Here is a 22,303-nt window from a genome sequence, read left to right on the forward strand (position 1 = left end):
CCTCTCGCCGCCGGCGAGGGCAGGCAAGGGCAGACCAGACCGATATTCATGACTTTCCATATCACGCGCGCCCGCCCCGATCAGGTTGATGCCCTGTGCGCCATCGAGCGCGCGGCCGTCGAGCTGTTTCGTGGCCACCGTGCCTGGCCCTCCTATCGACGCGTCTCGGTGCCACCGGAGCTGCTGCGCGACGCAATCGCGCGGGGCCTGGTGTGGGTGGCTGTGATCGGCTCGGGCGAGCCGGTCGGGTTCGTGTGGCTGGATGCGGAAGAGGGCGGCGGCGCCATCGGCGTGGCCGAAATGGACGTGTTGCCGTCCCACGGGCGCCGCGGCATCGGTGCCGCGCTGCTCGAGCACGCCTGCGGCTGGGCGCGCATGGCGGGTTACCACCGGGTCGACCTGGGTACGCTGGCCGATGTGCCGTGGAATGCACCGTTCTATGCGAAGCATGGCTTCGTCGCGGTGGACAAGCACCTGCCCGCCTTCGACTTCGCCCGCGAACGCGACCGCGAGAACGGATTTCCGGACGACCTGCGCGTGTTCATGAGCAGGCCGCTGGCGCCACCGGTGCCCGATGACTGGACCGCCTGGCCGGCGCCGGCCAAGCTGAACCTGTTCCTGCGTATCACCGGGCGGCGAGCCGATGGCTACCATGACCTGCAGACGGTGTTCCGGCTGCTGGACTGGGGCGACGAGATTCGCCTGCGTCCCCGCCGGGACGGCCAGGTTCACCGCCTGACCGACGTTCCCGGCGTACCGGCCGAAAGCGACCTGGTGGTGCGGGCGGCGCGCCTGCTCCAGCCCCATGCGCAGGCGGGCCTGGGCGTCGACATCGAGGTGGAAAAGCGCATTCCGATGGGCGGTGGCCTGGGCGGCGGAAGCTCCGACGCGGCCACCGTGCTGGTGGCGCTCAACCGCTTGTGGGGAACGGGCCTGGACGCGGACACCCTGGCCGGGCTCGGCGGCCGGCTGGGGGCCGACGTGCCGGTGTTCGTGCGCGGCCGTTCGGCCTGGGCCGAGGGCGTGGGCGAGCAACTGACCCCGCTGGACCTGCCGCAGCGCTGGTATGTGGTGCTCGACCCGCACGAACACGTGCCCACCGCTGCGCTATTTCAAGCGCCTGAATTGACACGAAATGCCCCGCCCGCCACAATTTCATCCTTTGCTTCGGGCGAAACGGTCGAGAACGCGTTCGCGCCGGTGGTTCGCGCGCGACATCCGCGCGTCGCCGCGGCGCTGGACTGGCTCGGCGGCTTCGGCCGGGCGAAGCTTTCTGGCAGCGGTGCGTGTGTGTTCCTGGAGACGGAGTCGCCGGAACGCGCCGAGGCCATAGCGGAACGGTGTCCCGCCAGGTTCACGGCCCATGTGGCCATGGGTGTGGATACTTCCCCGCTGCAGCTTGCCCTGGCGCGCCATCGCGGCGACGACGGGGCAGGCAGGTAACTACAGAATCCAAGTGATACTGGGGCGTCGCCAAGCTGGTTAAGGCACGGGATTTTGATTCCCGCATGCGCAGGTTCGAATCCTGCCGCCCCAGCCATTCCACACAATGGCTCAGGTTTAATAGAGATGACAGTCGACACGTCTGGTCCGATGCTCTTCACCGGCAATGCGCATCGTGCGCTCGCCGAGGACGTTGCCCAGCGACTGGGCGTGCCGCTGGGCAAGGCCCTGGTCGGTCGCTTCAGCGACGGCGAGACGCAGATCGAGATCGAGGAAAACGTCCGCCGCCAGGAAGTGTTCGTGCTGCAGCCGACCGGCGCGCCGAGCGCGGAAAACCTGTTCGAGCTGCTGACCCTGGTCGATGCGCTCAAGCGCGCCTCGGCAGCCAGCGTCACGGCGGTGATGCCGTACTTCGGCTACGCCCGCCAGGATCGCCGCCCGCGCTCGGCGCGCGTGCCGATCACGGCGAAGCTGGCGGCCAAGCTGATCGGCACGGCCGGTGTCGACCGCGTGCTCACCGTCGACCTGCATGCCGACCAGATCCAGGGCTTCTTCGACATCCCGGTGGACAACGTCTATGCCTCGCCGGTGCTGCTGGCGGACATCTGGCGCAACCACAGCATGGACGACCTGATCGTGGTCAGCCCGGACGTCGGCGGCGTGGTGCGTGCCCGCGCCATGGCCAAGCGCCTCGATGACGCCGACCTGGCGATCATCGACAAGCGCCGTCCGAAGGCGAACGTCGCCACGGTGATGAACATCATCGGCGAGGTGGACGGCAAGACCTGCGTGCTGGTGGACGACATCGTCGACACCGCCGGCACGCTCTGCGCGGCCGCTGCAGCTCTCAAGGAGCGCGGCGCACGCAAGGTCGTGGCGTACTGCGTGCATCCGGTGTTGTCGGGTGCGGCGCTGAGCAACATCGAGGGCTCCCAGCTCGACCAGCTGGTGGTCACCAATACCTTGCCGCTGCGGCCGGACATCGCCTCGTGCAGCAAGATCCGCCAGCTCTCGGTCGCCGAGCTGCTGGCGGAAACGATCCGCCGCATCGCCTTTGGCGAGTCGGTGAGCTCGCTGTACATCGATTGATTTAATGGCGGCGGACGCGTTGTCCGTCGCCATTGCATGACTCCTCTGGTCGCGGGGGAGTCACCATGACTGCCGCGAGGCAGCTCAACTACTGAAAGGCAATACCAACATGGCTACGACTCACGAAATCAAGGCTCAGGGCCGCAAGGACGAGGGGAAAGGTGCGAGCCGCCGCCTGCGTCATGCCGGCTTTGTGCCTGCCGTTGTCTACGGCGCCGGTTCGGCTCCGGAGAGCATCCAGATCGAGCACAACACGATCCTGCTCGCCGCCAAGAACGAGTGGTTCTTCTCGTCCGTGCTCGACCTGAACGTCGACGGCAAGGTGCAGAAGGTGCTGGTGCGTGACTGGCAGAAGCACCCGTTCAAGCTGCAGATGCTGCACATGGACTTCCAGCGCGTCGATGAAAACGCCGTCCTGCGCGTCAACGTGCCGGTGCACTTCCTCAACCAGGAGAAGTCGGCTGCCGGCAAGACCGCTGGCGTGGTGATCTCGCACAACCTGACGGAAGTGGAAGTCTCCTGCCTGCCGAAGGACCTGCCGGAGTTCATCGAACTCGACCTGGTCGACCTGAAGCCGGGCGACATCGTCCACCTGTCGCAGCTGAAGCTGCCCAAGGGCGTGGAAATCGTCTCGCTGCACCTGGGTGCGGACCACGACATCGCCGTCGTCACCGCCAACACGGTGAAGGAAGAAGTCGACGCCGCTCCGGCCGAGGGCGAGGCCGCTCCGGCCCCCGAGGCTCCCAAGAAGTAAGTCGCTGCGGTCCGCGCCCGCCCGGGCGCGGACCGCAAGCGTGCTTGCGGTCTTATGGCGGGTCTGCGCCTCATCGTCGGACTGGGCAATCCCGGTGCCGAATACCTCCGAACCCGGCACAACGCCGGGTTCTGGTTTGTTGACGCCCTGGCGTCAGGGCAGGGCGAGCGCTTCGGATTCGACGGCAAGCTGCATGGCGAGACCTGCAAGGTCCGCATCGGCGGCTCGCCGGTCTGGCTGCTCAAACCTGCCACCTTCATGAACAAGAGCGGCATCGCCGTGGTCTCGGCGCTGCGCTATTACAAGATCGAGCCGGAAGAGTGTCTGGTGGCGCATGACGAGCTGGATCTGGACGCCGGCACCGTGCGCATGAAATTCGACGGCGGCCACGGCGGACAGAACGGCCTGCGCGACATCGTGGCGCACCTGGGTCATGCCAAATTCCATCGCCTGCGCGTCGGCATCGGTCATCCTGGCCACAAGGACAAGGTGACGCCGTGGGTGCTCGGCCGCCCGTCCGCGAAGGACGAGGACGCCATCGTCGATGGCATCGCGCGCGCACTCGACGTGCTGCCGCTGGCGGTTGACGGCCAGTTCGACAAGGCCATGCAACAACTACATACCCCGGGAGGGGCGAACGGCGAGCGTGGCAACGGAAGCAAGGTGCCCGGCTGATCGCCGCTGCCTGACTCCCGTTTTCGCGCCGCCTGTTCCACCTTCCCTGTTACCCGTTTTCCCGGAGTCCCCATGGGCATCAAATGCGGCATCGTCGGCCTGCCTAACGTCGGCAAGTCCACCCTGTTCAACGCGCTGACCAAAGCAGGCATCGCCGCGGCCAACTTCCCGTTCTGCACGATCGAGCCGAACGTGGGCGTGGTGCCCGTGCCGGACCTGCGCCTGCAGGCGCTGTCGGACATCGTCAATCCGCAGAAGGTCATTCCGACCGCCGTCGAGTTCGTCGACATCGCGGGCCTGGTGGCGGGCGCGTCGAAAGGCGAGGGCCTGGGCAACAAGTTCCTCGCGCACATCCGCGAAGTGGACGCGATCACCCATGTGGTGCGCTGCTTCGAGCACACGGACATCATCCACGTGGCCGGCAAGATCGACCCCATCGCCGATATCGAAACCATCGATACGGAATTGGCACTGGCCGACCTGGATTCCGTCGAGAAGGCATTGAACCGCGCCGAGCGCGCCGCCAAGGCCAATGACAAGGAAGCCGTGGCCAAGAAGCCGGTGCTGCAGAAGCTCGCCGCCGGCCTCAACGAAGGCAAGTCCGCGCGCAGCCTCGGCCTGGACGAGGAGGAAAAGGCGCTGGTGCGCGACCTGTTCCTGCTCACGCTCAAGCCGCTGATGTACATCGCCAACGTGCGCGAAGACGGCTTCGAAAACAATCCGCATCTGGATGCCGTGCGCGCGCGCGCCGTGACCGAAGGTGCCGAAGTCGTACCGGTTTGCGCTGCGATCGAAGAAGAGATGTCGCAACTGGAAGATGCCGACCGCGACGAATTTCTGAAGGATCTGGGCCTCGACGAACCGGGCCTCAACCGCGTCATCCGCGCCGGTTACAAGCTGCTCAACCTGCAGACCTACTTCACCGCCGGCGTAAAGGAAGTGCGCGCCTGGACCATCAAGCGCGGCTTCACCGCGCCGCAGGCAGCCGGCGTGATCCATACCGACTTCGAGCGCGGCTTCATCCGCGCGGAGACGGTGAGCTACGATGACTTCATCCAGTACAAGGGTGAAGCCGGCGCCGCCGCGGCGGGTCGCTTGCGCAAGGAAGGCAAGGACTACGTGGTCAAGGATGGCGACGTGCTGCACTTCCTGTTCAACGTCTAAGCGGCGTCCTGTGTTGCCGGGTACTTCCTGAAACACAGGCGTCGAGAAATAGCACTTCCAAAGCCGCGCTCTTGCGCGGCTTTTTTTTGTGTTTCCTGGACCGCTCCGGACGGATGCGTCGGCCCGGCTCGGGCGTGCTTGGCTCGTGATCGCGAGGCGCGCTGGCAAGCGATCGTCACTTTCGGATACCTCCGATGGTTCGGCGCCAACGGCTCACTGAAGATGCCCGCGCTCGCACGGACTTGCGCTGCTGTCGGCTGACCCAGTGGTTGCTGGGCAGTCGGCAATCTGCAACGCCGGCTGGCAATGGCTTGCGTGACGTCGAGTCACCTGCGACGCAAACGTCGGAATCGTGATTCCGCCTCGCATGTGCGGCCGCATCACCAAGTTCGCTCCATGTCGTGCATTTCCCGATATCACCTGAAACAGGAAACGTTATGAACTCCCGATTGAAGAAGCTCCTCGCCCTGGCGATCGTTGCAGCCCCGCTCGCGGCGTCCGCCGCAACCGGCGATCCGGCCCTCGGCACCATCACCTTCCAGGGCATGGTCACGGACCAGACCTGCTCGGCCACCATCAATGGCGTCAGCGGCAATGCGACGGTGGCGCTGCCCACCGTGACCGCCGCCACGCTGGCCGGCGCCAATTCGACGGCTGGCGCCACGCCCTTCACGCTCGGCGTGACCGGCTGCAACACCGCCTCGGTGCAGCAGACCGTGCTGGCGCGCTTCCAGGGCGTGAGCGTCGATGCCAACGGCAACCTGTCCAACACGGCAGCCGGTGGCGCGACCAACGTGGCCCTGCAGCTGATGGACAGCGTGGGCGGCACCCCGATCAGCCTCAGCGCCGGTGCGGCCAATGTGTACGCAGGCTGGAACGTGGCTGGCCAGGGTATCAACCTGGGTGGCGCAGCCTCCGGCACGCACAACTATGGCGTGCAGTACATCTCGGTGCCCGGTGGTGCGACGGCGGGCAAGGTGATTGGTGCCACGCAGTACGCGATTACCTACCAGTAAGTCATGCCCACCCGTGTGGTCGACGCGCAGGCCCGCGCGTCGATCCACACCCCCAGGTCGCTCGCTCGCACAACCTCCATCCGCACGCAGATCGCGTGCGGATCGGAGCAGTCATGGCTGTCGATTGGGCGGCCGTCAGGGCCAGCCATTTCGAACGTCGATTCGCTGCACATGTCCAGGTGTCTTATGCGTCCGTTGTCCAGCTTCACCAGGAAACTACTAGCCGTAGTCTTGTTGTGTCCATGGATGGCGGCCATTGCGCCCGCGTCTGCAAGCGTGGTGATCACCGGCACCCGCGTGATCTATCCCGGTGGGGATCGGGAGAAGTCGGTACAGCTGACCAACGAGGATGCCTTCCCCAACGTCGTGCAGGCATGGATCGACGTCAACAATCCCGATTCAACGCCTGATTCGGCCGATGCGCCGTTCGTCGTTACGCCCCCGATGGCGCGCCTTGAACCGAAGGCCGGGCAAAGCCTGCGCATCGTATTTACCGGGCAAGGCCTGCCGCAGGACCGGGAGTCGCTGTTCTATCTGAACGTGCTGCAGATCCCTCCGATCAGCCAGGCGAACAAGGACCAGAACCAGCTGCTGGTGATGTTGCGCAATCGCCTGAAGCTGTTCTATCGACCCAGGAATATCCCGGGCAAGCCAGAAGACCTGCCCGGGAAGCTGCAGTTCCAGCTGCAGAAGGCCGCGGCGGGATGGGCGGTGGAGGCGAGGAATCCGACGGGTTACTACGCTTCGGTCGCAGCTTGCACGCTCGCGGTGGGTGGCAAGGACTATCCGTTGCATACCGAGATGCTGCCTCCGGACTCCAGCTCCCGCTGGGCCGTCGAGAGAGCGACCGAATTCGCGGAAGGGACGGCAACCGTCCACTGCAAGCTGGTGAACGATTTCGGCGCACAAGTCGACGTGAATCGCGATGTGGTGCGCTGACATGGGACAGGGCATCCGCACATCGAAGCGAGAGCGATCTGACGGTGCATTCGCTCGCCGCAAGCCTTTGGCGCTGTCCGTCGTCAGCGGGCTATTGCTGTCTTCCACGGCCATGGTCCATGCCGAGGGCGCGCCCGTGGTCGACGGCGCCGTCGAAGGCGCTACGGTAGACCCCGCCCCCGACTATCACTTTGACGACGACCTGTTGCTGGGCAGCCACTTTGGCGGCGGACAGGTTTCCCGCTTCGACCGGGCCGATCAGGTCGATCCGGGCCGGTACAGCGTCGACGTATTCGTCAATGGCGCCATCATCCGACGCATGCCGGTCGAGTTCCGCGCGCTGGAAAAATCCGGGCGGGTCGTTCCCTGCCTGAGTGATCGTTTCCTGGTGGAAGATGCGCGCATCAAGCCCGAAAGCCTGGCCGCTGCAGCAAGCGATGGCCCCAGGCCGGACGCGCATGCGCCGGACGATCAGCCGCGCTGCATGCCGCTGGACGCGCGCGTGGCCGGCAGTACCTACAAGCTGGACATGGCCAGCCTGCGCCTCGACTTGTCCATCCCCCAGTCGCTGATGGAGAGCCGGCCGCGCGGCTACGTCAGTCCGGCGGAGTGGGATGCCGGTAGCAGCATGCTGTATCTCAACTACAACGCCAGCTACTACCGCTCGACCATGACCGGGCCGAGCTCCGCGCCCAGCGATTACGCTTACGTCGGCGTGGACGCGGGTTTCAACCTGGGCCGGTGGCAGTTGCGCCAGCAGGGCAGCTATCACTATTCGAATTACGCCGGGCACAGCGACTCGGGCTACGACGCGGTGCGCACTTACGCGCAACGCGCATTGCCAGACTGGCGTAGCGAGTTGACCGTCGGCGACAGCTTCACGGCGGGCAATCTGTTCAGCAGCATGGCCTATCGTGGCGTCTCGCTGTCGACCGACGACCGCATGTTGCCGGACTCGATGCGTGGCTATGCACCGCAAGTGCGCGGCGTTGCCGCCACCAATGCCCGTGTGGTGGTGAGCCAGAACGGTCACGTGATCTACGAGACCACGGTAGCGCCGGGGCCATTCGCGATCAACGACATCGGCGGCGCCAGCTCGCAGGGCGATCTGGATGTCAGCGTCATTGGCGACAACGGCCAGGTGTCCACCTTCACCGTGCCGTTTGCCGCGGTGCCCACGTCGATGCGCCCGGGCCAGTCGCGCTATAGCGCGACGGTGGGCCAGGCCCGCTATTACGGCGACGGCCATGACGTGTTTGGCGATTTCACCTATCAGCGCGGCATCAGCAATCGCGTCACCGCCAACGCAGGCTTGCGCCTGGCAAGTGGCTACGCCGCGATACTCGCCGGTGGCGTGCTGACCGACCAGGTGGGTGCGTTCGGACTCAATGTCACCGCTTCCAGCGCCACCGCGGAAGAGAACCAGCACAAACAAGGCTGGCGCATGGAGGGCAGTTACAGCCGCACCTTCCAGCCCACGGATACGACGCTGTCGCTGGCGGGCTATCGCTATTCGACCAGTGGCTTCCGCGACCTTCCCGACGTGCTCGGCATGCGTGCTGCCGCCGGCAAGGGCACGGCCTGGCATTCGACGACCTACCATCAGCGCAACCAGTTCACCGTAGCGGTGAATCAGTCGATGGGGCGCTACGGCAATGTCTACGTATCCGGCTCGACGGCCGACTACTACGACGGCAGCAGTCGCGACACGCAGATGCAGTTCGGGTACTCCAATACCTGGCATGGCATCTCATACAACCTTTCGTACAACAAGCAGCGCTCGACCCACTACAACGCGCCGCTGTACGACGACGGGCAAGTACCCAGCTACATCACCCATGTGGTCAATCGGACCATCGTCAACGACAACCTGGTGATGCTCAGCGCTTCGGTGCCGCTGGGCAGCAGCCGGAATGCGCCCGATTTCTCCGGATTCGCCTCCCGCCGCTCCGGTGACGATCATGGTGATGCCTATCAGGCCGGCATGAGCGGGACGCTGGGTGAAAGTCGCACGTTGAGCTACAGCCTCAACGCCAGCCGTGATGCGCGGGGCCAGACCACGGACTGGGGCGGCACGGTGCAGCAGCAATGGCCGTCGGTATCACTGGGTGCCAGCTACTCTCAGGGTGACAACTACCGGACGGCCAGCGCGAGTGCACGCGGTGCCGTGGTGGCGCACAGCGGTGGCGTCACGTTTGGCCCTTATCTGGGCGATACGTTTGCGCTGATCGAGGCCAAGGGGGCCAGTGGCGCCCAAGTGCGCGGCGGGCAGGGCGCGCGCGTCGACCGCTTCGGCTATGCGCTGGTGCCGTCGCTGACGCCCTATCGATACAACCCGGTCGGGCTCGACTCGACCGGCATCGACAACCAGGCCGAGCTGGTGGACTCCGAACGCCAGGTTGCGCCGTACGCCGGCGCCGCAGTAAAGGTGACCTTCAAGACGCTTGCCGGTCATGCCCTGCTGATCAAGGCCTGGCAAGGCGACGGTTCGCCGCTGCCGCTGGGTGCCCTGGTGCGGGACCACCAGGGTGCCACCGTCGGCGTCGTCGGTCAGGGCGGTCAACTGTACGCCCGCGCTGCCGGTAGCAAAGGACAGCTGACCGTGCAGTGGGGCGATACACCCGACAAGACCTGCCGGCTGCCCTACGACCTGAAAGGCTTCAGCGGCAAGCAGCCCTTGATCCGACTGAACGCCATCTGCAGCGCCGCTCCTGCCGGCACACAGGCAATGCCATGATTCCGACCACGATATACCCGCGAAACGTACGCCTCATGCGTCGGCTGTGCCGCGCGCTCGTTGCCGCCGCTGTACTGCTGGCACCGGGCGCCTGGGCAACCTGCAACAAGGTCACGGGAGCGTCGCAGTACGACATTCCAAGCGGCACCTACTACAACCTGACCGGTACCGACGGCGTCGTCAGAAACTGGAGCGACACGGGCGGGACCGGCAAGGGTGGCCCATTGGGGCTGCCAGGTGTCGTCACTGCGCCCAATAGCACAAGCGTCCAGCCCATTGGGACAGTCATTGCCTCCGGCACGGCCCCGTTTTCCCAGTGGGGCAATATGCCCGGCTACGACCCGAACCAGATCCTGTTCCGTTGCCAGGCGGCTGACGCCAGCAGCATGTATGAGATGTATGCCATTCACGGCAATGAGCGCTATACGGAGTACTTTTCCGTGCCCGGCATGACCGGCGTCTATTACACCAACTGGACCAACGTCGGCATCCGCATCACCAACCTCAGCTCTGGCAGCTACTTTCAGCTCAAGTGGAATGCGCGCGCACTGAACAACCTGGACAAGGACTCCAAGGGATACCTGCTCGTCAAGGCGAAAAACTTCACCGCGATCCAGGTCGAGCTGATCCGCACCGACAACGGCAGCAGCGTGGCATCGGGTTCCCAGGGCACCGACGTTTCTGGTCATCCGCAGCCATACAGCTACAGCGGCGTGAACACGTACCCCTCCGGCTATGCATTGGGGTATGTCGCCTTCTCCGGCCCGGGCATGACGGCGCCCATCAACGGTGGCACGTCCATGAATGACGGCAGCCCGGGCTACGGGACGTCCTGGCCGGGCATGGTGGACCTTTACGACTACGTGAAGCTTCGTCGGCAGTCCACCTGCGCAGTCACCAGCGTCACGCCCGTGGTGGTCTTCCCATCGACCACCGTGGCTGCGCTGAACAGCGGCGGCAGCAATACGCAAAACTTCACGCTCAACTTCAATTGCCAGACCGGTGCCATCACCAATACCACCTGGGCGGACACCGCGGGCAGCGGCTCATGCGGCACCTGGAGCTATAACAATGCTGCAGTCTGCACGACGAGCTCGGGCACGACGGTGGGCTTCCTCCCATCTGTTGGTGCCGTGGCGGCAGCGCAGCGTTTTTCCAGTCTCAAGGTCGGTGGCAGCACCGGGCTGACCTACCTGCTCTCGGACCAGTACCCGGCCGCCGGCGTCAATAACGGCATAGCCAGAGGTGTCGGCATCCAGATTCTGCGCAATAGCAGTGCGATCAATTTGTTGAGCGTGGACAACACCGCCGGCAATGCGAGCAAGGTAACCGACACCACCGCGAACAACGCCGGCTGGTACAAGCTGGTGGATGTTGCCACTACCAGTCTTGGGGGCAACAACTACAGCGAGACCTTCCAGGCCAAGCTGGTCAAGCTCCCGGCCGCTACCGGCGAGACGGTGACCCCCGGGAAGGTTTATGCCACGGCCCAGGTGCTGATCCGTGTCCAGTAGGCGCTGGCGCCGCTCGCTGTGTGGCCTGCTTTGTGCCGGCGGATTGCTCTTCGGGGCCGTCGCGCAGGCCGGGGTCACCGCGGAACGAACGCGAGTGATCTTCCCCGCTGGTGCCAGCGAAACCTCCCTCCGGTTGGTCAATCTCAATGGCTACCCGGTGATGGTCCAGACCTGGATCGACAACGGCGCGCTGGACTCCACGCCGGACAAGGCCGTGGCACCGATCATGCCGCTGCCGCCGATGTTTCGCATGTTGCCGGCCGAGCACCAGACGCTGCGCCTGGTTTTCACCGGCGACGCGTTGCCGGCCGATCGCGAGTCGCTGTACTGGCTCAATATCTACGAGGTGCCGCCCAGCGACAGCGGCAAAATGACGTCGCCGGAGCAGCCACGCGTGTTGGTGACGATGCGCACGCAGATGAAGGTGTTTTACCGTCCGAAAAACTTGCCCGTGTCGCCCGACCAGGCCGTGAGCCAGCTGCGATTTGGCCTGCGCAAGGACGCTGCGGGCGAGCAGCTGCACGTCGACAATCCGACCCCGTATTACTTCACGCTGACCACCGTCGGGCTGGGCAACGGCCCATCGCCGCTAGCCATTCCAGGCGGCCTGGTACCGCCGTTCGCTGGCCTCGACCTGCCTGTCGATCCCCGCGCGCAGCCAGCGGCGGTGAATGGGAAAGTGCGTTTCGTTTGGCTGGATGACGATGGCAATGCGCAGACCGGGCAGGCACAGCTGCAGTGACTGCCATCGGAGTAGCCATCCTGCCCCTCCCGGCTTCATGCGTGGCTCGCCATGCTGATTGAGCGCGCCTGGAAGCCCGACCCAACAATCGGACAAATCCGATGGATGTGGCGCATCCAGGAACCTACTCTGGGCTGTGAGGCACGGACTGAGTGAGGAGTGGCATGTCAGTCGAGTATCAGGTACTCCGGTCCGCCGAGTACGGCTGGGTGGTGGTCAGGCTGAGCCGGACCCAGGGATATCGAGGTGCATTCATCGATGCGGTGGAGCTCGCCAATGCCCTCGCTGAGCGCGAGGCCGAGCAGAGCGGTCGCGAGACCAAGGTTGTGATCGCCGACGACGATGCCTGCCATCTCGGGGTTCCCGCCGGCGACGCAGGTCGGCATGGTCGCTGATCGAATCCAGGCGAGGCAGTGGGCCGCAGGAGCGCCCTGGCAGTCCGGTTCCTGGTGGAGAAAACGTTGGCGTGAAGGGCCGGCTACGCGTTCACCGCTTCAGCGGAAAACCCCCTCACACGTCTTTAATCTGAATTTTGCTAGCAGTACCGGTGACGCGCGAGTCGGCGCGGGACCTGGTTGCGGCGGGGCGCCAAACAATGGTGGCCGCATGGGTAGGCACAGGGAGACGCCGCGCGTGCAGCCGCCGTTTCAGTGGTCGAAGGTGGTTCAGCGGGGTGGGGTATGCGCGTCATTATTGCGGATGATCATCCGGTCGTTCTGCTTGGCCTGAAGGCGCTGCTGGCAGGCCATGGTGCAAGGGTCGAGATTGTCGGCGAGGCCACCAACGGCACCGAGGTGCTGGCGTTGGTCGGCAGTGTGGCGTGCGACCTGGTCATTACCGACTTTTTTTCCATGGCCGACTCCCCTGCCATGGAGGACGGCTTGACCATGCTGCGGCACCTGCACGAGCGGCATCCCGAGGTGGCCGTGCTGGTGCTCACCATGCTGGACAATCTCGCGCTGGTCCAGGGCATGTTGGCCCGTGGCGTGCGGGGCGTGGTCGACAAGGCGGCGATGACCAGGGAGTTGAACCTGGCCATGACGGCCATCCGGGCCGGTCGCATCTACCTGAGTGAACGCATCCGCCAGCAAATGCACGAACAGTCCCTGGCCGCCAGTGACGGACGCTCGTTGTCGACGCGCGAGGTGGAGGTCGTCCGCCTGATCGCGCGCGGCCATACGGTTTCCGAAATCGCGAAGCAAACGCATCGCTCGCTGACCACGATCAGCCAGCAAAAGCGCGACGCCATGCGCAAGCTGGGCCTGGAGAATGACAAGCAGCTCCACGAGTACGCGCGGGCGAACGGGCTGCTCAACTGATCGGGTGGCGGCGTCCGGTCGGCAGCTGCCGTCGATGTTGATGACTACATGACTTGGCCTGGCCATGAATCGTTACGGTTGCCTTCGTTCTGCCCGGATCGTGCTCGTTTCGGTGCTGATCCTCCTCAAGTGCCTGGGCGTGTCCATGGCCCAGGAGCCGCTGTCGCTTGCACTGAATTCGGATGAAGAGGCCTGGCGCCGCGGGCATCCCGTCATTCGCGTCGGCGTTTTTGCGGGCGACCACATGCCCGTGGAGGCCTGGTCCGCCGGAAGGCCGCAAGGCCTGGCCGTGGACTACGCGAGGCTGCTTGCGAGCCGGGCCGGCTTGCGCCTCGAGTTTCGGCCCTACTCGAGTTGGGAGTCCGTTGCTTTCGCCCCGAACGGCGACATTCCCTTCGACATGCTGCTGGCCCAGCCGGTGACGCCGGACCGGCTGTCGAACTTCAACATGTTGCGATCCATCCTGACGGATCAGCCGGCCATCGTCGTCCGGCGCGACAACCACAGCATTCATGGCATCCAGGACCTGACAGGTTCGCGGGTGGCAGTCGAGCGGAGGTACCAGCGGGGCATTGCCTTGCTTGCGCACTACCATCCCGGCATCCGTCTGTTGCTTGCGGATGACGCCAACGAGGCGCTGGACTTGGTGGCTGACGGCCGGGCCGATGCTTATGTCGGCCTGGGTGTGCGCGCCACGGCCCTGCTGTTGCGTCGCCCGACGAGGGATCTGGCCATGCTCGCTTCCTCGGGACTGGCGCCGATGGAGCTTGCGCCTGCCGTGCGCAAGGACAACGGCATGCTCACGCAGATCCTGCGCAAGGCGGAATCAGGCATCACCGACAGCGAACGTGCCCGGATAAGAGAGCACTGGGGTGTGCAGAGCGCCGGGAAGTTTGTCCGCAATAACGTCCAGCCACTCTCGGATGAGCAGCGGCACTGGCTGGGCCAGTTGCCGCCCTTGCGGGTGGGTTTCGAAGTGGACCGCTACCCCTACACCTTCGTGGACAGCGCAGGGCGCTTCGATGGCCTGGCGGCCGACTATCTGCGCGCGATCGAGCAGCGCCTGGGCCTGCGTTTCGAGTACGTCCGGGCTGACGACTGGGACAGCCTGCAGGCGATGATCAAGTCGGGACGCGTGGACCTGGTGGCAGCGGTCGGTGAGGGCGATGTGGCGGACAGCGACATGTCGTTCACCCAGTCCTACGAGAATTTTCCGGGCGTGATCGTGACACGGACGGATGGCCCGCCCATTGCCGACCCCGGTGATCTGGACCGGCGCGCCGTGGCGATCCGTGACGAATCCTCGATGATGGCGCAGGCGCGGCACGTGATCGGCAATGCCACGTTCCGTCCCGTGGGCAACAACGAGGCGGGGCTTTCCCTGGTGGCCGAGCGGAAAGCAGATGCCTACATCGGCACGCTTCCCGCGGTGGACTATCTCATTCGCAGTCGTTACCCCAGCGAGCTGCGCGTGGTCGGTCCGGCCGGCGTGGATATGGGCCTGGCGATTGGCGTACGGCCGAAATTCGCCGCTTTGCTGCCGATGATCAACGGCGTCCTGAACTCGATGGAGCAGGGCGAGCGGCAGGCCATACGCGGGCGCTGGCTGACGACGGAATATCACTATGGCGTGCCCTGGCAGTGGGTCGTCGCAGGCTCACTCGGAGCCGCGTTGCTCCTGCTGACGGGCGGCATCGCTTTCATGCGACTGAAGCGGGCGCTGCGGGCGCAGGTGGCGGCCGAACAGGCGCTCGCCAAGCAACTGGACTTCCAGGCGGCGCTGCTGGAGCGTCTTCCCTATCCGGTTTTCGTCAAGGACGCCGACGCTCGCTATGTGGCCGTCAACAGCGCCTACGAGTCGTTCTTCCATTGCAATCGTCGAGACCTCATGGGCAAGCGACTGACCGAGACGATGCATCTCGCGGACCACGATCTTGCCGAACTGGAGCGCAAGGACGCCGACGTGCTGAGCACCGGCATCGGCTCCAGGGAAGAAGTTCAACTCCATGACGCCCCTGGCGACGGCGACATGCGCAGCGTGATCGTATGGATGGACGCCTTGACGTCGCGAAGCGGGCCCAGGCTGCTCGGCACGGTGGTCGACGTCAGCGAGATTCGCAGTGCCGAGGCGCGCGCCCGCGCCTCCGAGCAGCGCCTGTCCGACATCACCCGCACCATGCCCGCGCCCGTCTTCCAGTTGCGCATCTCGCCCGACGGCTCCCGGAAGTTCACCTACGTGGCGGGCAAAACGGTGACTTCACTGGGGATGTCGGCAAACGAGATCGTCGACAACGAACCGGCGCTGTTTGCGCTGGTGCACCCCGATGACCAGCCGCTCGTCACCGACAAGGTCAACGCCGCGGCGCGCTCGCGCAAGGCCATGCCGGCCTTCGACTTCCGCCTGCTGGTCAAGGGCCAGTGGCGATGGCTGCAAACCGAAGGCGGCACGCCGCGGCAGCTGCCTGGCGGCGATGTCGAATGGAGCGGCTACTGGATCGACACGACGCGAGTGCATGAACAAAGCGAAGCGCTGATCGAGGCGAGGAGGCGGGCTGAGGCAGCAACCGAAGCCAAGGGGGCGTTCCTTGCCGCCATGAGCCATGAGATTCGCACGCCCATGGCAGGCGTGCTTGGCATGATCGAGCTGCTGACCCATACGCGGCTGGATCGCGAGCAGCTGCAAATGGTCGACATGGCGCAGGAGTCGGCCAAGGGTTTGCTGCTCATCCTGGACGACATCCTCGATTATTCCCGCATCGATGCCAGGAAGCTGGTCATCGAGTCGGTGGCGTTCGATCCGAGGAGAACGTTCGACAGCATCTGCGGCCTGTTCTCCATTCGTGCCATCGAGAAGGGCCTGCGCCTGTATTGCATCGTGGATGCCTCCCTGGCGCCTCTGGTGGTGGGCGACGAGGCGCGTCTGCGCCAGATCGTCTCCAACCTGATGAGCAACGCGATCAAGTTCACCGAAGAGGGCAGCATCACGCTTCGCGTGCGGGTAGACGAGGCTTCTGCCGGGCTCCAGCACGTGCGGATGTCCGTCCGTGACACCGGCATCGGCATCAGGAAGGCCAACCTGGCGCGCCTCTTCAGCCCCTTCACGCAGGCCGAAGAATCCACCGTCCGGCGCTTTGGCGGTACTGGCCTGGGCTTGGCCATCAGCCGCAGCCTCGCGCAACTGATGGGGGGCGACCTGCGCCTGGAGAGCGAAGAAGGCAGGGGGACGGAGGCCATCTTGTCCGTGCCTCTTCCCGTCGAAGCCGCCCCGCGTGGATGGCCGCTTTTCGACGGAACGGCCGTGCACTTGCGTTGCCGCGACACGCTGCTCGTTCAAGAACTCGAAGGTTACCTTGGGGCCCTGGGGTTTGAAGTGAAGGTGGCCTCCACCGACTGCCAGGTCGACTTCATGATCACTGATGACCGCGTGCAGGCCCGCGGCGCGGTCGAAGCCGGTATCCGTTGCCTGTTGGTCAACGACAGCGGCGACGGCAGCGGCCTGCCCGCGGTGCGTGGCAATCCGCTGCTCTGGCGCGCGCTGCGCGAGGGCTGCTGTGCCGCGCTTGGCGTCGACGACTCGCACCTGGCCGAGCCCGGCGAGCATGCATGCCGCGTCGATGCTGACATACGCGTACTGGTCGCCGAAGATCATCCGATCAACCGCGCCCTGATCGATCGCCAGATGCAGGTGCTCGGTTGCCAATACAGCATCGTGGAGGATGGCGAACAGGCATTGGATGCGTTGGAGGGCCAGACGTTCGACCTGCTGTTGACCGATTGCCACATGCCGAACATGGACGGCTTTGCGCTGGCGCGAACCATCCGCGCACGCGAGCGGGCGGACGTCCATCTGGCCATCGTTGCCCTGTCCGCGAGTGCCCTGCCCGAGCAGGTGCAGAAGTGCAAGGATGCCGGCATGGACGACTTCCTGGCGAAGCCCATGCGCTTGTCGGAGCTCGCGAACAAGATCCTGCTCCACGCACCTCGTTCGCGCCCGGCCGGAACGCGTGGGGATTTCGACGCAAAGCTGCCTGACGGCCACGAGGACACCGGATGGCAGGAGCAATTGCTCAGGGAACTGCTGAAGAGCTGCTCGCAGGATCTGGCCGAGTTCGATCGCCTGGATGACGATGCCGATGCCGCGCGACAGCACTATCTGCTTCATCGGGTGGAGGGTGCCATTGCGGCGGTGGGTGTCACCGAGGGCATCGCCGACTCGGTCGGGCTGACGGTCAGGCAACGACGCGCGCGGATCCAGGAGCACCTGTTTCTTGCCGCCCAGCACCTGTCGCAGCTGAACGCCCGCGCGTCGGGACGTGCGGGCCCGGTTCGCGACAGTCACTGACGATTGCCTGCTGGGCTACCGCCTTGGGATCCGGGCGATCAGGGCGGTTCACCCTGCGGCCCGTCCGGTCCGAGGAACCCGCTCAGTAATCGTCGATGGGACCTTCCATGATGCGGCGCTGGATATGGTCCAGATACGAGTCCAGCTCCTCGACGTTGGCGAAGACTTCGGCCACCGGTACGGCCTTCACGATATCGAACACCTTGCGAACCTGCGGTTGCGGGTTCAGCAGCAACGTATGCCCGCCGCGGGCGCGCATGCTCTTGCGGATCCTGGCGATGCTGCGCAGTCCGGCGCTGCTGATGTACTCCAGCGCGGAAAGATCCAGTACCACCGTACCGCCGTCGCGCACGCGGGGTAGCACGTCCAGTACGGCGTGGTCGAATTCGCCAAAGGTCTGTGCATCGAGTCGACCATGCAGTTTCAGGGTGATGCGCTGGGGGGACTCGCTTTCAGTGCTCAGGTTGAGCGTCATGGCGGGACTCCGTGCGTGCGGGGTGGAGAAAGCGTAGCTGCAGGTGATTGCCTTGCTCGTCGTGGCTGTAGCTCAGTTCGCCGGCCATCGCGCGAATCAGGTGGATGCCCAGGCCACCGACTTCGTCGGGGTCGGCGATGTCGCCGGTGAGCGTCGGCGCCGGTGCCTGCAGCGGGTCGAACGGCCGCCCGTCGTGGTCGAGGTCGATCATGAGCAGGCCATCGGTCAGGCGCATGTGCAGGTCGATCGAATCGCCGGCATCGTGCAGGCGACCGTGATGCACCATGTTGACCATGAGCTCCTCCAGCACGAGCCGGATATCCTCGCGCAGGCCGGGCGCTACGCCGTTGGCGCGCAGCGAAGCGTCGCAGCGCTCCAGGGTATCGAACACATGGTCGATCGACGCGTGGATGGTCAGGTCCAGCATGGGCAGGTTCCCCTCGTTGAGGGCATGATGCCAGCTCAACGCGAGCACGGTGATGTCGTCGGCCTGACCCGCGTCGGCGGCGAAGCGATCCACCTCGGCAAGCAGTCCGTCGGCCAGGTTGGCCGCGCTGCGCGAAGGCAGCTGCGACAGGCAAGCCAACATGCGCTCCGTCCCGTACATCTGCAAGGTCGTGTCGGTCGCCTCGGTAATGCCGTCGGTATACATCAGCAGGGTCTGGCCTGCCTGCAGGCGGCTGGATTGCGGCGGATAGCTGGCGTCCTCATGCAGCCCCAGGGCGGCGCCGGTTTCCAGTTCGATCAGCCGTGCGCCAAGGGCATCGCAGAGCACCGGTGGTTCATGCCCCGCGCTGGCCATGACAAGCTCGCCGTTGGCGGTGTCGAGCATGCCGCACAGGACGCTGACGAACATGCAGCTGTCGTTGTTGCGGCAGAGTTCGCGGTTGAGTGCCGCGAGCAGTTGCTGGGGCGATCGTGCGCGCGGCGCCAGCGCCTTGGCCAGGGTGATGGTTCGCGCCATGAACAGCGCGGCCGGAATGCCCTTGTCCGAGACGTCCCCGACCATCACGCAGAAGCGCTGCTCATCGAGCATGAAGTAGCTGTAGAAGTCGCCGCCCACGGCGCGCGCTGGCCGCAGCAGCGCATGCAGTTCGAAATTCCGGCAGTGGGCGTCGACATAGTGCTCGGCCGGCAGGAGTGCCGTCTGGATCTGGTGGGCAATCTCAAGTTCACTGGCGAGGCGTTGCTGCTCGCGGGCATGGCGGGTCAGCTCAGCCAGGTGCAGCGCCAGCTCGGTACGCATGCGGTCGAACGCGAGCGTCAGCCGGCCGACTTCGTCGGGGCGTCCCACCGCAGGCAATTCAAAGGTCAGTGCGCCCCGGGCCACCTGTTCGGCGCGTTCGGTGAGGGTGGCCAGAGGCGCCAGGGTGCGGCGGGTGATGAGCAGGATCGTCACGGCCAAAGCCAGCAGGGCCGGCAGGCCCAGGGCGAGACCGTCGATGAAGGTCTCGCGCACGCCGGCGTAGATCATCTCCTCCGGCACGGCCAGGCCGAATCGCCAGTGCGTCCCTTCGATGGGCACGAAGTAGATCCACACGGGCTTGCCCTTGGCCTTTGGGTTCTGGGCCACCGCCAGGCGCACGCGGGCCGCATCATGTTGCGCCAGCGCCGCCAGCAGGCCCGGTCCGCCGCGCTGGCCGACCATGGCCGGGTTGTCGTGGGCGAGGTAGGCGCCGCCTTCGTCCAGTACGAACGCGTAGGCACCTGGCGGTTTCTTGAGCGCCTGCAGCGTGCTGTTCAACCAGTCCAGGGTGACGTCGGCGTTGACCAGGCCCATGGGGCGGCCGTCGCTTGCCAGGGCCACGGAGAAATTGATCAGCTCACGCTTGCGCGATTGCGAATAGAAGTGCCGCTGCCAGCAGCCTTGCCGGCAACTCAGTCCGGCCAGGAACCAGCTGGCTTCCCAGTACGGCCGGGGATCTCTGCGCATGTCGCGGCTGGCCAGCGAGCCATCATCGAGGCGGCTGACGAAGGGTGAGGCGAGGGCATCCGTTGCCGTGGGCACGAAAACGGCCGCCAGACCCGAAAGATCGCCGTCCTGCGCCATGGCCTGGCGGAGCATCCGTTCGGCGTCGTCCGGTCGCGGTTCGATCACGGCGGCCAGGATCCGGGTCGTGTCGGCGACCCGCGCGAGGCGCTGCTCGATGCGGTTGCCGGCCTCGCTGGCCAGGGCAGTCGCCTCGTCATGGGACTGCTGCAATATCTGGGCGCTGACCTGATAGAACAGCAAGCCGCCGGCCACGGCCAGCACCAGGGCGGCGCCGGCGAGGACCCATAGGGACAGCCGCGAAGCGATGCTGCGCAAGACCATGCAATCCCCCTGTCGATGAAGCCATCTCGCCTCGCGGCGCCGCCTGGCCGCGCCGATGGCCTGCTTGTTCTACGGTGGTCGGCGTGATCAGATCGTCGCGATGGAAGCTGGCCTGCACATCCGCCTGGCGCACCCCGCCGACGCACGCGCCATCGGGGTGCTGGCGCGGCGGGTGGTTCGACGCTGGGTCCTTCCCGAGCAGCCGCCGGAGGCAGCTGTCCTGATCCTGGCCGGCATGTCCGCCAAAGCCATCCGGCGCAAGATGGACGATGGGCAGCGCTTTCACCTGGCCTTTGTCGACGGGGTGCTGGCCGGCGTGACCGCCATCCGCGAAGACAGCCATGTGTTCCAGCTGTTCGTCGGCACCCGCTATCAAGGGCGCGGCATTGCGCGGCGGCTGTGGCAGCGCCTCCTGCGCGACAGCGTGCGCCGGGCCGGCACGCGTTATTTCACCTTGAATGCAGCCCTCGGTGCCGTTCCCGTCTACTTGCGGCTGGGCTTTGAGCCCAATGCCCGGGCCAGGCCGGCGCCCGGCCCGATCGTCAGCGTGCCGATGATCTACCGGGTCGATCGGCAGCGGCAGGAGCGTCACCCTGCCTGACGTTGGGGTCTGCGCATGCCAGATGCGTCGAACCCCGCATGCTGGCCGAGGGCGCATAATCGCGACTGTTGATCAGCATCGAGCGGAGTACCTGGACCATGCCCGGCAAGCAGCGTGAAGTGAGTTTTCGGTTCCTCGCCCAACCGGCCGACGTCAACTTCGGCGGCAAGGTGCACGGCGGCATGGTGATGAAGTGGATCGACCAGGCCGGATACGCCTGTGCCGTGGCCTGGAGCGGTGCGTATTGCGTGACGGCCTCGGTCAGCGGCATCCAGTTCGTGGCACCCATCCTCATCGGCGATCTGGTCACGGTGCGCGCCCGCCTGATCCACACCGGACGCTCCAGCATGCACATGGCGGTGGACGTGATGGCCCGGGATCTGCGCAAGGACGAGCATCACCTGGCGACGAGCTGCGTGATGGTCTTCGTGGCGCTGGACGCCCCCGACGGCAAGCCGACTGCGGTGCCCACCTGGCAGCCGCTGGACGATGGCGAGAAGCGCCTGCAGGAGCAGGCCATGAAGCTGATGGAGCTGTCCCGGGAGATGGAGCAACTGGTCGACACGCGCGCTGCCGAAACCATCTAGGGCGGCTTCGGCGGGCGGCGAAAAATTTGCCGGAAACCGCCAATTTTTCAACGTACGGGTGTTGACAGTCCGGGGTCTGATCCACACAATAGCCGTTCTTTGTTGGAGGGATACCCAAGCGGCCAACGGGGGCAGACTGTAAATCTGCTGGCTTACGCCTTCGGTGGTTCGAATCCACCTCCCTCCACCAGACGATTTCCGCGAAGGCTGATTCATCCAGGCGGGAGTAGTTCAATGGTAGAACCTCAGCCTTCCAAGCTGATGGTGCGGGTTCGATTCCCGTCTCCCGCTCCATTGAAGTCGTCTCAGGTGTTTCGTGTGTTTCGTGCTCATGTAGCTCAGTCGGTAGAGCACTTCCTTGGTAAGGAAGAGGTCGCTGGTTCGATTCCAGTCATGAGCACCATCTCACCGCGGTCCGCGGGTTATCGCTTCCACTCTCATCATTTGACTCCATCGGGGTTTTAGGCGTATGGCAAAGGGTAAATTCGAACGCACCAAGCCGCACGTCAACGTCGGCACGATTGGTCACGTGGACCACGGCAAGACGACGCTGACGGCCGCGCTGACGAAGGTTGGCGCCGAGCGTTTCGGT

At 65.3% G+C, this 22,303-nt stretch carries 18 protein-coding genes and 4 tRNA genes; 20 read left to right on the forward strand and 2 right to left on the reverse strand.

The window, feature by feature from the left end; all coding sequences use genetic code 11:
- The first annotated feature begins 48 nt into the window (after positions 1–48).
- The 14 genes from ispE to ACXU4B_RS14255 all read left to right on the forward strand — a co-directional run bounded on the left by ispE (position 49) and on the right by ACXU4B_RS14255 (position 17,734).
- Positions 49–1,443 carry a 4-(cytidine 5'-diphospho)-2-C-methyl-D-erythritol kinase gene (gene ispE, locus ACXU4B_RS14190; protein WP_131411434.1) on the forward strand — a complete coding sequence of 465 codons (1,395 nt, stop codon included), beginning with the start codon at positions 49–51 and terminating at the stop codon, positions 1,441–1,443.
- 20 nt (positions 1,444–1,463) lie between these two features.
- A tRNA-Gln gene (locus ACXU4B_RS14195) sits at positions 1,464–1,540 on the forward strand.
- A 53-nt stretch (positions 1,541–1,593) separates the two neighbouring features.
- Entirely contained in the window at positions 1,594–2,532 is a 939-nt protein-coding gene (locus tag ACXU4B_RS14200) for a ribose-phosphate diphosphokinase (protein WP_131412810.1), read from the forward strand.
- A gap of 109 nt (positions 2,533–2,641) precedes the next feature.
- Positions 2,642–3,286 (forward strand): 50S ribosomal protein L25/general stress protein Ctc, encoded by a 645-nt coding sequence (locus ACXU4B_RS14205; protein ID WP_131411432.1) that lies wholly within the window; start codon positions 2,642–2,644, stop codon positions 3,284–3,286.
- A gap of 54 nt (positions 3,287–3,340) precedes the next feature.
- Complete coding sequence (gene pth / locus ACXU4B_RS14210; protein ID WP_131411430.1) at positions 3,341–3,961, forward strand: aminoacyl-tRNA hydrolase; 621 nt, start codon at positions 3,341–3,343, stop codon at positions 3,959–3,961.
- A 72-nt stretch (positions 3,962–4,033) separates the two neighbouring features.
- On the forward strand, positions 4,034–5,125 hold the full coding sequence (ychF, locus tag ACXU4B_RS14215; protein ID WP_131411428.1) for a redox-regulated ATPase YchF: 1,092 nt from the start codon (positions 4,034–4,036) through the stop codon (positions 5,123–5,125).
- 437 nt (positions 5,126–5,562) lie between these two features.
- Entirely contained in the window at positions 5,563–6,141 is a 579-nt protein-coding gene (locus ACXU4B_RS14220; RefSeq protein WP_131411426.1) for a fimbrial protein, read from the forward strand.
- A 246-nt stretch (positions 6,142–6,387) separates the two neighbouring features.
- Positions 6,388–7,080: a fimbrial biogenesis chaperone gene (locus ACXU4B_RS14225; protein ID WP_458910889.1), complete on the forward strand. Its 693-nt coding sequence runs from the start codon at positions 6,388–6,390 to the stop codon at positions 7,078–7,080.
- A gap of 67 nt (positions 7,081–7,147) precedes the next feature.
- Complete coding sequence (locus ACXU4B_RS14230) at positions 7,148–9,817, forward strand: fimbria/pilus outer membrane usher protein (RefSeq protein ID WP_458910890.1); 2,670 nt, start codon at positions 7,148–7,150, stop codon at positions 9,815–9,817.
- On the forward strand, positions 9,814–11,331 hold the full coding sequence (locus ACXU4B_RS14235) for a fimbrial protein (RefSeq protein WP_131411424.1): 1,518 nt from the start codon (positions 9,814–9,816) through the stop codon (positions 11,329–11,331). The genes ACXU4B_RS14230 and ACXU4B_RS14235 overlap by 4 nt, the downstream gene beginning before the upstream one ends.
- Complete coding sequence (locus tag ACXU4B_RS14240) at positions 11,321–12,073, forward strand: fimbrial biogenesis chaperone (RefSeq protein ID WP_131411422.1); 753 nt, start codon at positions 11,321–11,323, stop codon at positions 12,071–12,073. Before ACXU4B_RS14235 ends, ACXU4B_RS14240 begins: the two co-directional genes overlap by 11 nt.
- Before the next feature lie 164 nt (positions 12,074–12,237).
- Positions 12,238–12,468 (forward strand): hypothetical protein, encoded by a 231-nt coding sequence (locus tag ACXU4B_RS14245; RefSeq protein ID WP_131411420.1) that lies wholly within the window; start codon positions 12,238–12,240, stop codon positions 12,466–12,468.
- A 255-nt stretch (positions 12,469–12,723) separates the two neighbouring features.
- The gene (locus ACXU4B_RS14250; protein ID WP_240734128.1) at positions 12,724–13,392 is read left to right on the forward strand and encodes a response regulator transcription factor; all 669 of its coding nucleotides are present in this window, start codon (positions 12,724–12,726) and stop codon (positions 13,390–13,392) included.
- Between the two features lie 244 nt (positions 13,393–13,636).
- Positions 13,637–17,734, forward strand: coding sequence for an ATP-binding protein (locus tag ACXU4B_RS14255; protein WP_458910893.1), 4,098 nt, complete (start codon positions 13,637–13,639; stop codon positions 17,732–17,734).
- An 82-nt stretch (positions 17,735–17,816) separates the two neighbouring features.
- On the opposite strand, the gene ACXU4B_RS14260 is transcribed toward ACXU4B_RS14255, so the two are convergent.
- Entirely contained in the window at positions 17,817–18,209 is a 393-nt protein-coding gene (locus ACXU4B_RS14260; protein ID WP_131411416.1) for an STAS domain-containing protein, read from the reverse strand.
- Entirely contained in the window at positions 18,187–20,523 is a 2,337-nt protein-coding gene (locus ACXU4B_RS14265; protein WP_131411414.1) for a SpoIIE family protein phosphatase, read from the reverse strand. Before ACXU4B_RS14265 ends, ACXU4B_RS14260 begins: the two co-directional genes overlap by 23 nt.
- A gap of 55 nt (positions 20,524–20,578) precedes the next feature.
- Between ACXU4B_RS14265 and ACXU4B_RS14270 the strand changes: the two genes are divergently transcribed.
- From ACXU4B_RS14270 to ACXU4B_RS14295, 6 genes are all read left to right on the forward strand, one after another.
- Positions 20,579–21,124 (forward strand): GNAT family N-acetyltransferase, encoded by a 546-nt coding sequence (locus ACXU4B_RS14270; protein ID WP_240734127.1) that lies wholly within the window; start codon positions 20,579–20,581, stop codon positions 21,122–21,124.
- A gap of 98 nt (positions 21,125–21,222) precedes the next feature.
- Positions 21,223–21,711 (forward strand): acyl-CoA thioesterase, encoded by a 489-nt coding sequence (locus ACXU4B_RS14275; RefSeq protein WP_131411412.1) that lies wholly within the window; start codon positions 21,223–21,225, stop codon positions 21,709–21,711.
- A 104-nt stretch (positions 21,712–21,815) separates the two neighbouring features.
- A tRNA-Tyr gene (locus tag ACXU4B_RS14280) sits at positions 21,816–21,901 on the forward strand.
- A 30-nt stretch (positions 21,902–21,931) separates the two neighbouring features.
- Positions 21,932–22,005, forward strand: a tRNA-Gly gene (locus ACXU4B_RS14285).
- 33 nt (positions 22,006–22,038) lie between these two features.
- Positions 22,039–22,114 (forward strand) — tRNA-Thr (locus tag ACXU4B_RS14290).
- 66 nt (positions 22,115–22,180) lie between these two features.
- Positions 22,181–22,303, forward strand: a 123-nt coding sequence (locus tag ACXU4B_RS14295) for a GTP-binding protein (RefSeq protein ID WP_415253061.1), incomplete at its 3' end; no start/stop codon positions are given.

Source organism: Dyella soli (assembly GCF_054482295.1).

What these genes read in the sequence shown, in the direction of transcription:
- ACXU4B_RS14220 (WP_131411426.1), top strand. Translation starts at nt 5,563, where the DNA reads ATGAACTCCCGATTGAAGAAGCTCCTCGCCCTGGCGATCGTTGCAGCC.
- ACXU4B_RS14245 (WP_131411420.1), top strand. Translation starts at nt 12,238, where the DNA reads ATGTCAGTCGAGTATCAGGTACTCCGGTCCGCCGAGTACGGCTGGGTG.
- ACXU4B_RS14265 (WP_131411414.1), bottom strand. Translation starts at nt 20,523, where the DNA reads ATGGTCTTGCGCAGCATCGCTTCGCGGCTGTCCCTATGGGTCCTCGCC.
- ACXU4B_RS14235 (WP_131411424.1), top strand. Translation starts at nt 9,814, where the DNA reads ATGATTCCGACCACGATATACCCGCGAAACGTACGCCTCATGCGTCGG.
- ACXU4B_RS14275 (WP_131411412.1), top strand. Translation starts at nt 21,223, where the DNA reads ATGCCCGGCAAGCAGCGTGAAGTGAGTTTTCGGTTCCTCGCCCAACCG.
- ACXU4B_RS14270 (WP_240734127.1), top strand. Translation starts at nt 20,579, where the DNA reads ATGGCCTGCTTGTTCTACGGTGGTCGGCGTGATCAGATCGTCGCGATG.
- ACXU4B_RS14260 (WP_131411416.1), bottom strand. Translation starts at nt 18,209, where the DNA reads ATGACGCTCAACCTGAGCACTGAAAGCGAGTCCCCCCAGCGCATCACC.
- ACXU4B_RS14200 (WP_131412810.1), top strand. Translation starts at nt 1,594, where the DNA reads ATGCTCTTCACCGGCAATGCGCATCGTGCGCTCGCCGAGGACGTTGCC.
- pth (WP_131411430.1), top strand. Translation starts at nt 3,341, where the DNA reads ATGGCGGGTCTGCGCCTCATCGTCGGACTGGGCAATCCCGGTGCCGAA.
- ispE (WP_131411434.1), top strand. Translation starts at nt 49, where the DNA reads ATGACTTTCCATATCACGCGCGCCCGCCCCGATCAGGTTGATGCCCTG.
- ACXU4B_RS14225 (WP_458910889.1), top strand. Translation starts at nt 6,388, where the DNA reads ATGGCGGCCATTGCGCCCGCGTCTGCAAGCGTGGTGATCACCGGCACC.
- ychF (WP_131411428.1), top strand. Translation starts at nt 4,034, where the DNA reads ATGGGCATCAAATGCGGCATCGTCGGCCTGCCTAACGTCGGCAAGTCC.
- ACXU4B_RS14205 (WP_131411432.1), top strand. Translation starts at nt 2,642, where the DNA reads ATGGCTACGACTCACGAAATCAAGGCTCAGGGCCGCAAGGACGAGGGG.
- ACXU4B_RS14255 (WP_458910893.1), top strand. Translation starts at nt 13,637, where the DNA reads ATGCCCGTGGAGGCCTGGTCCGCCGGAAGGCCGCAAGGCCTGGCCGTG.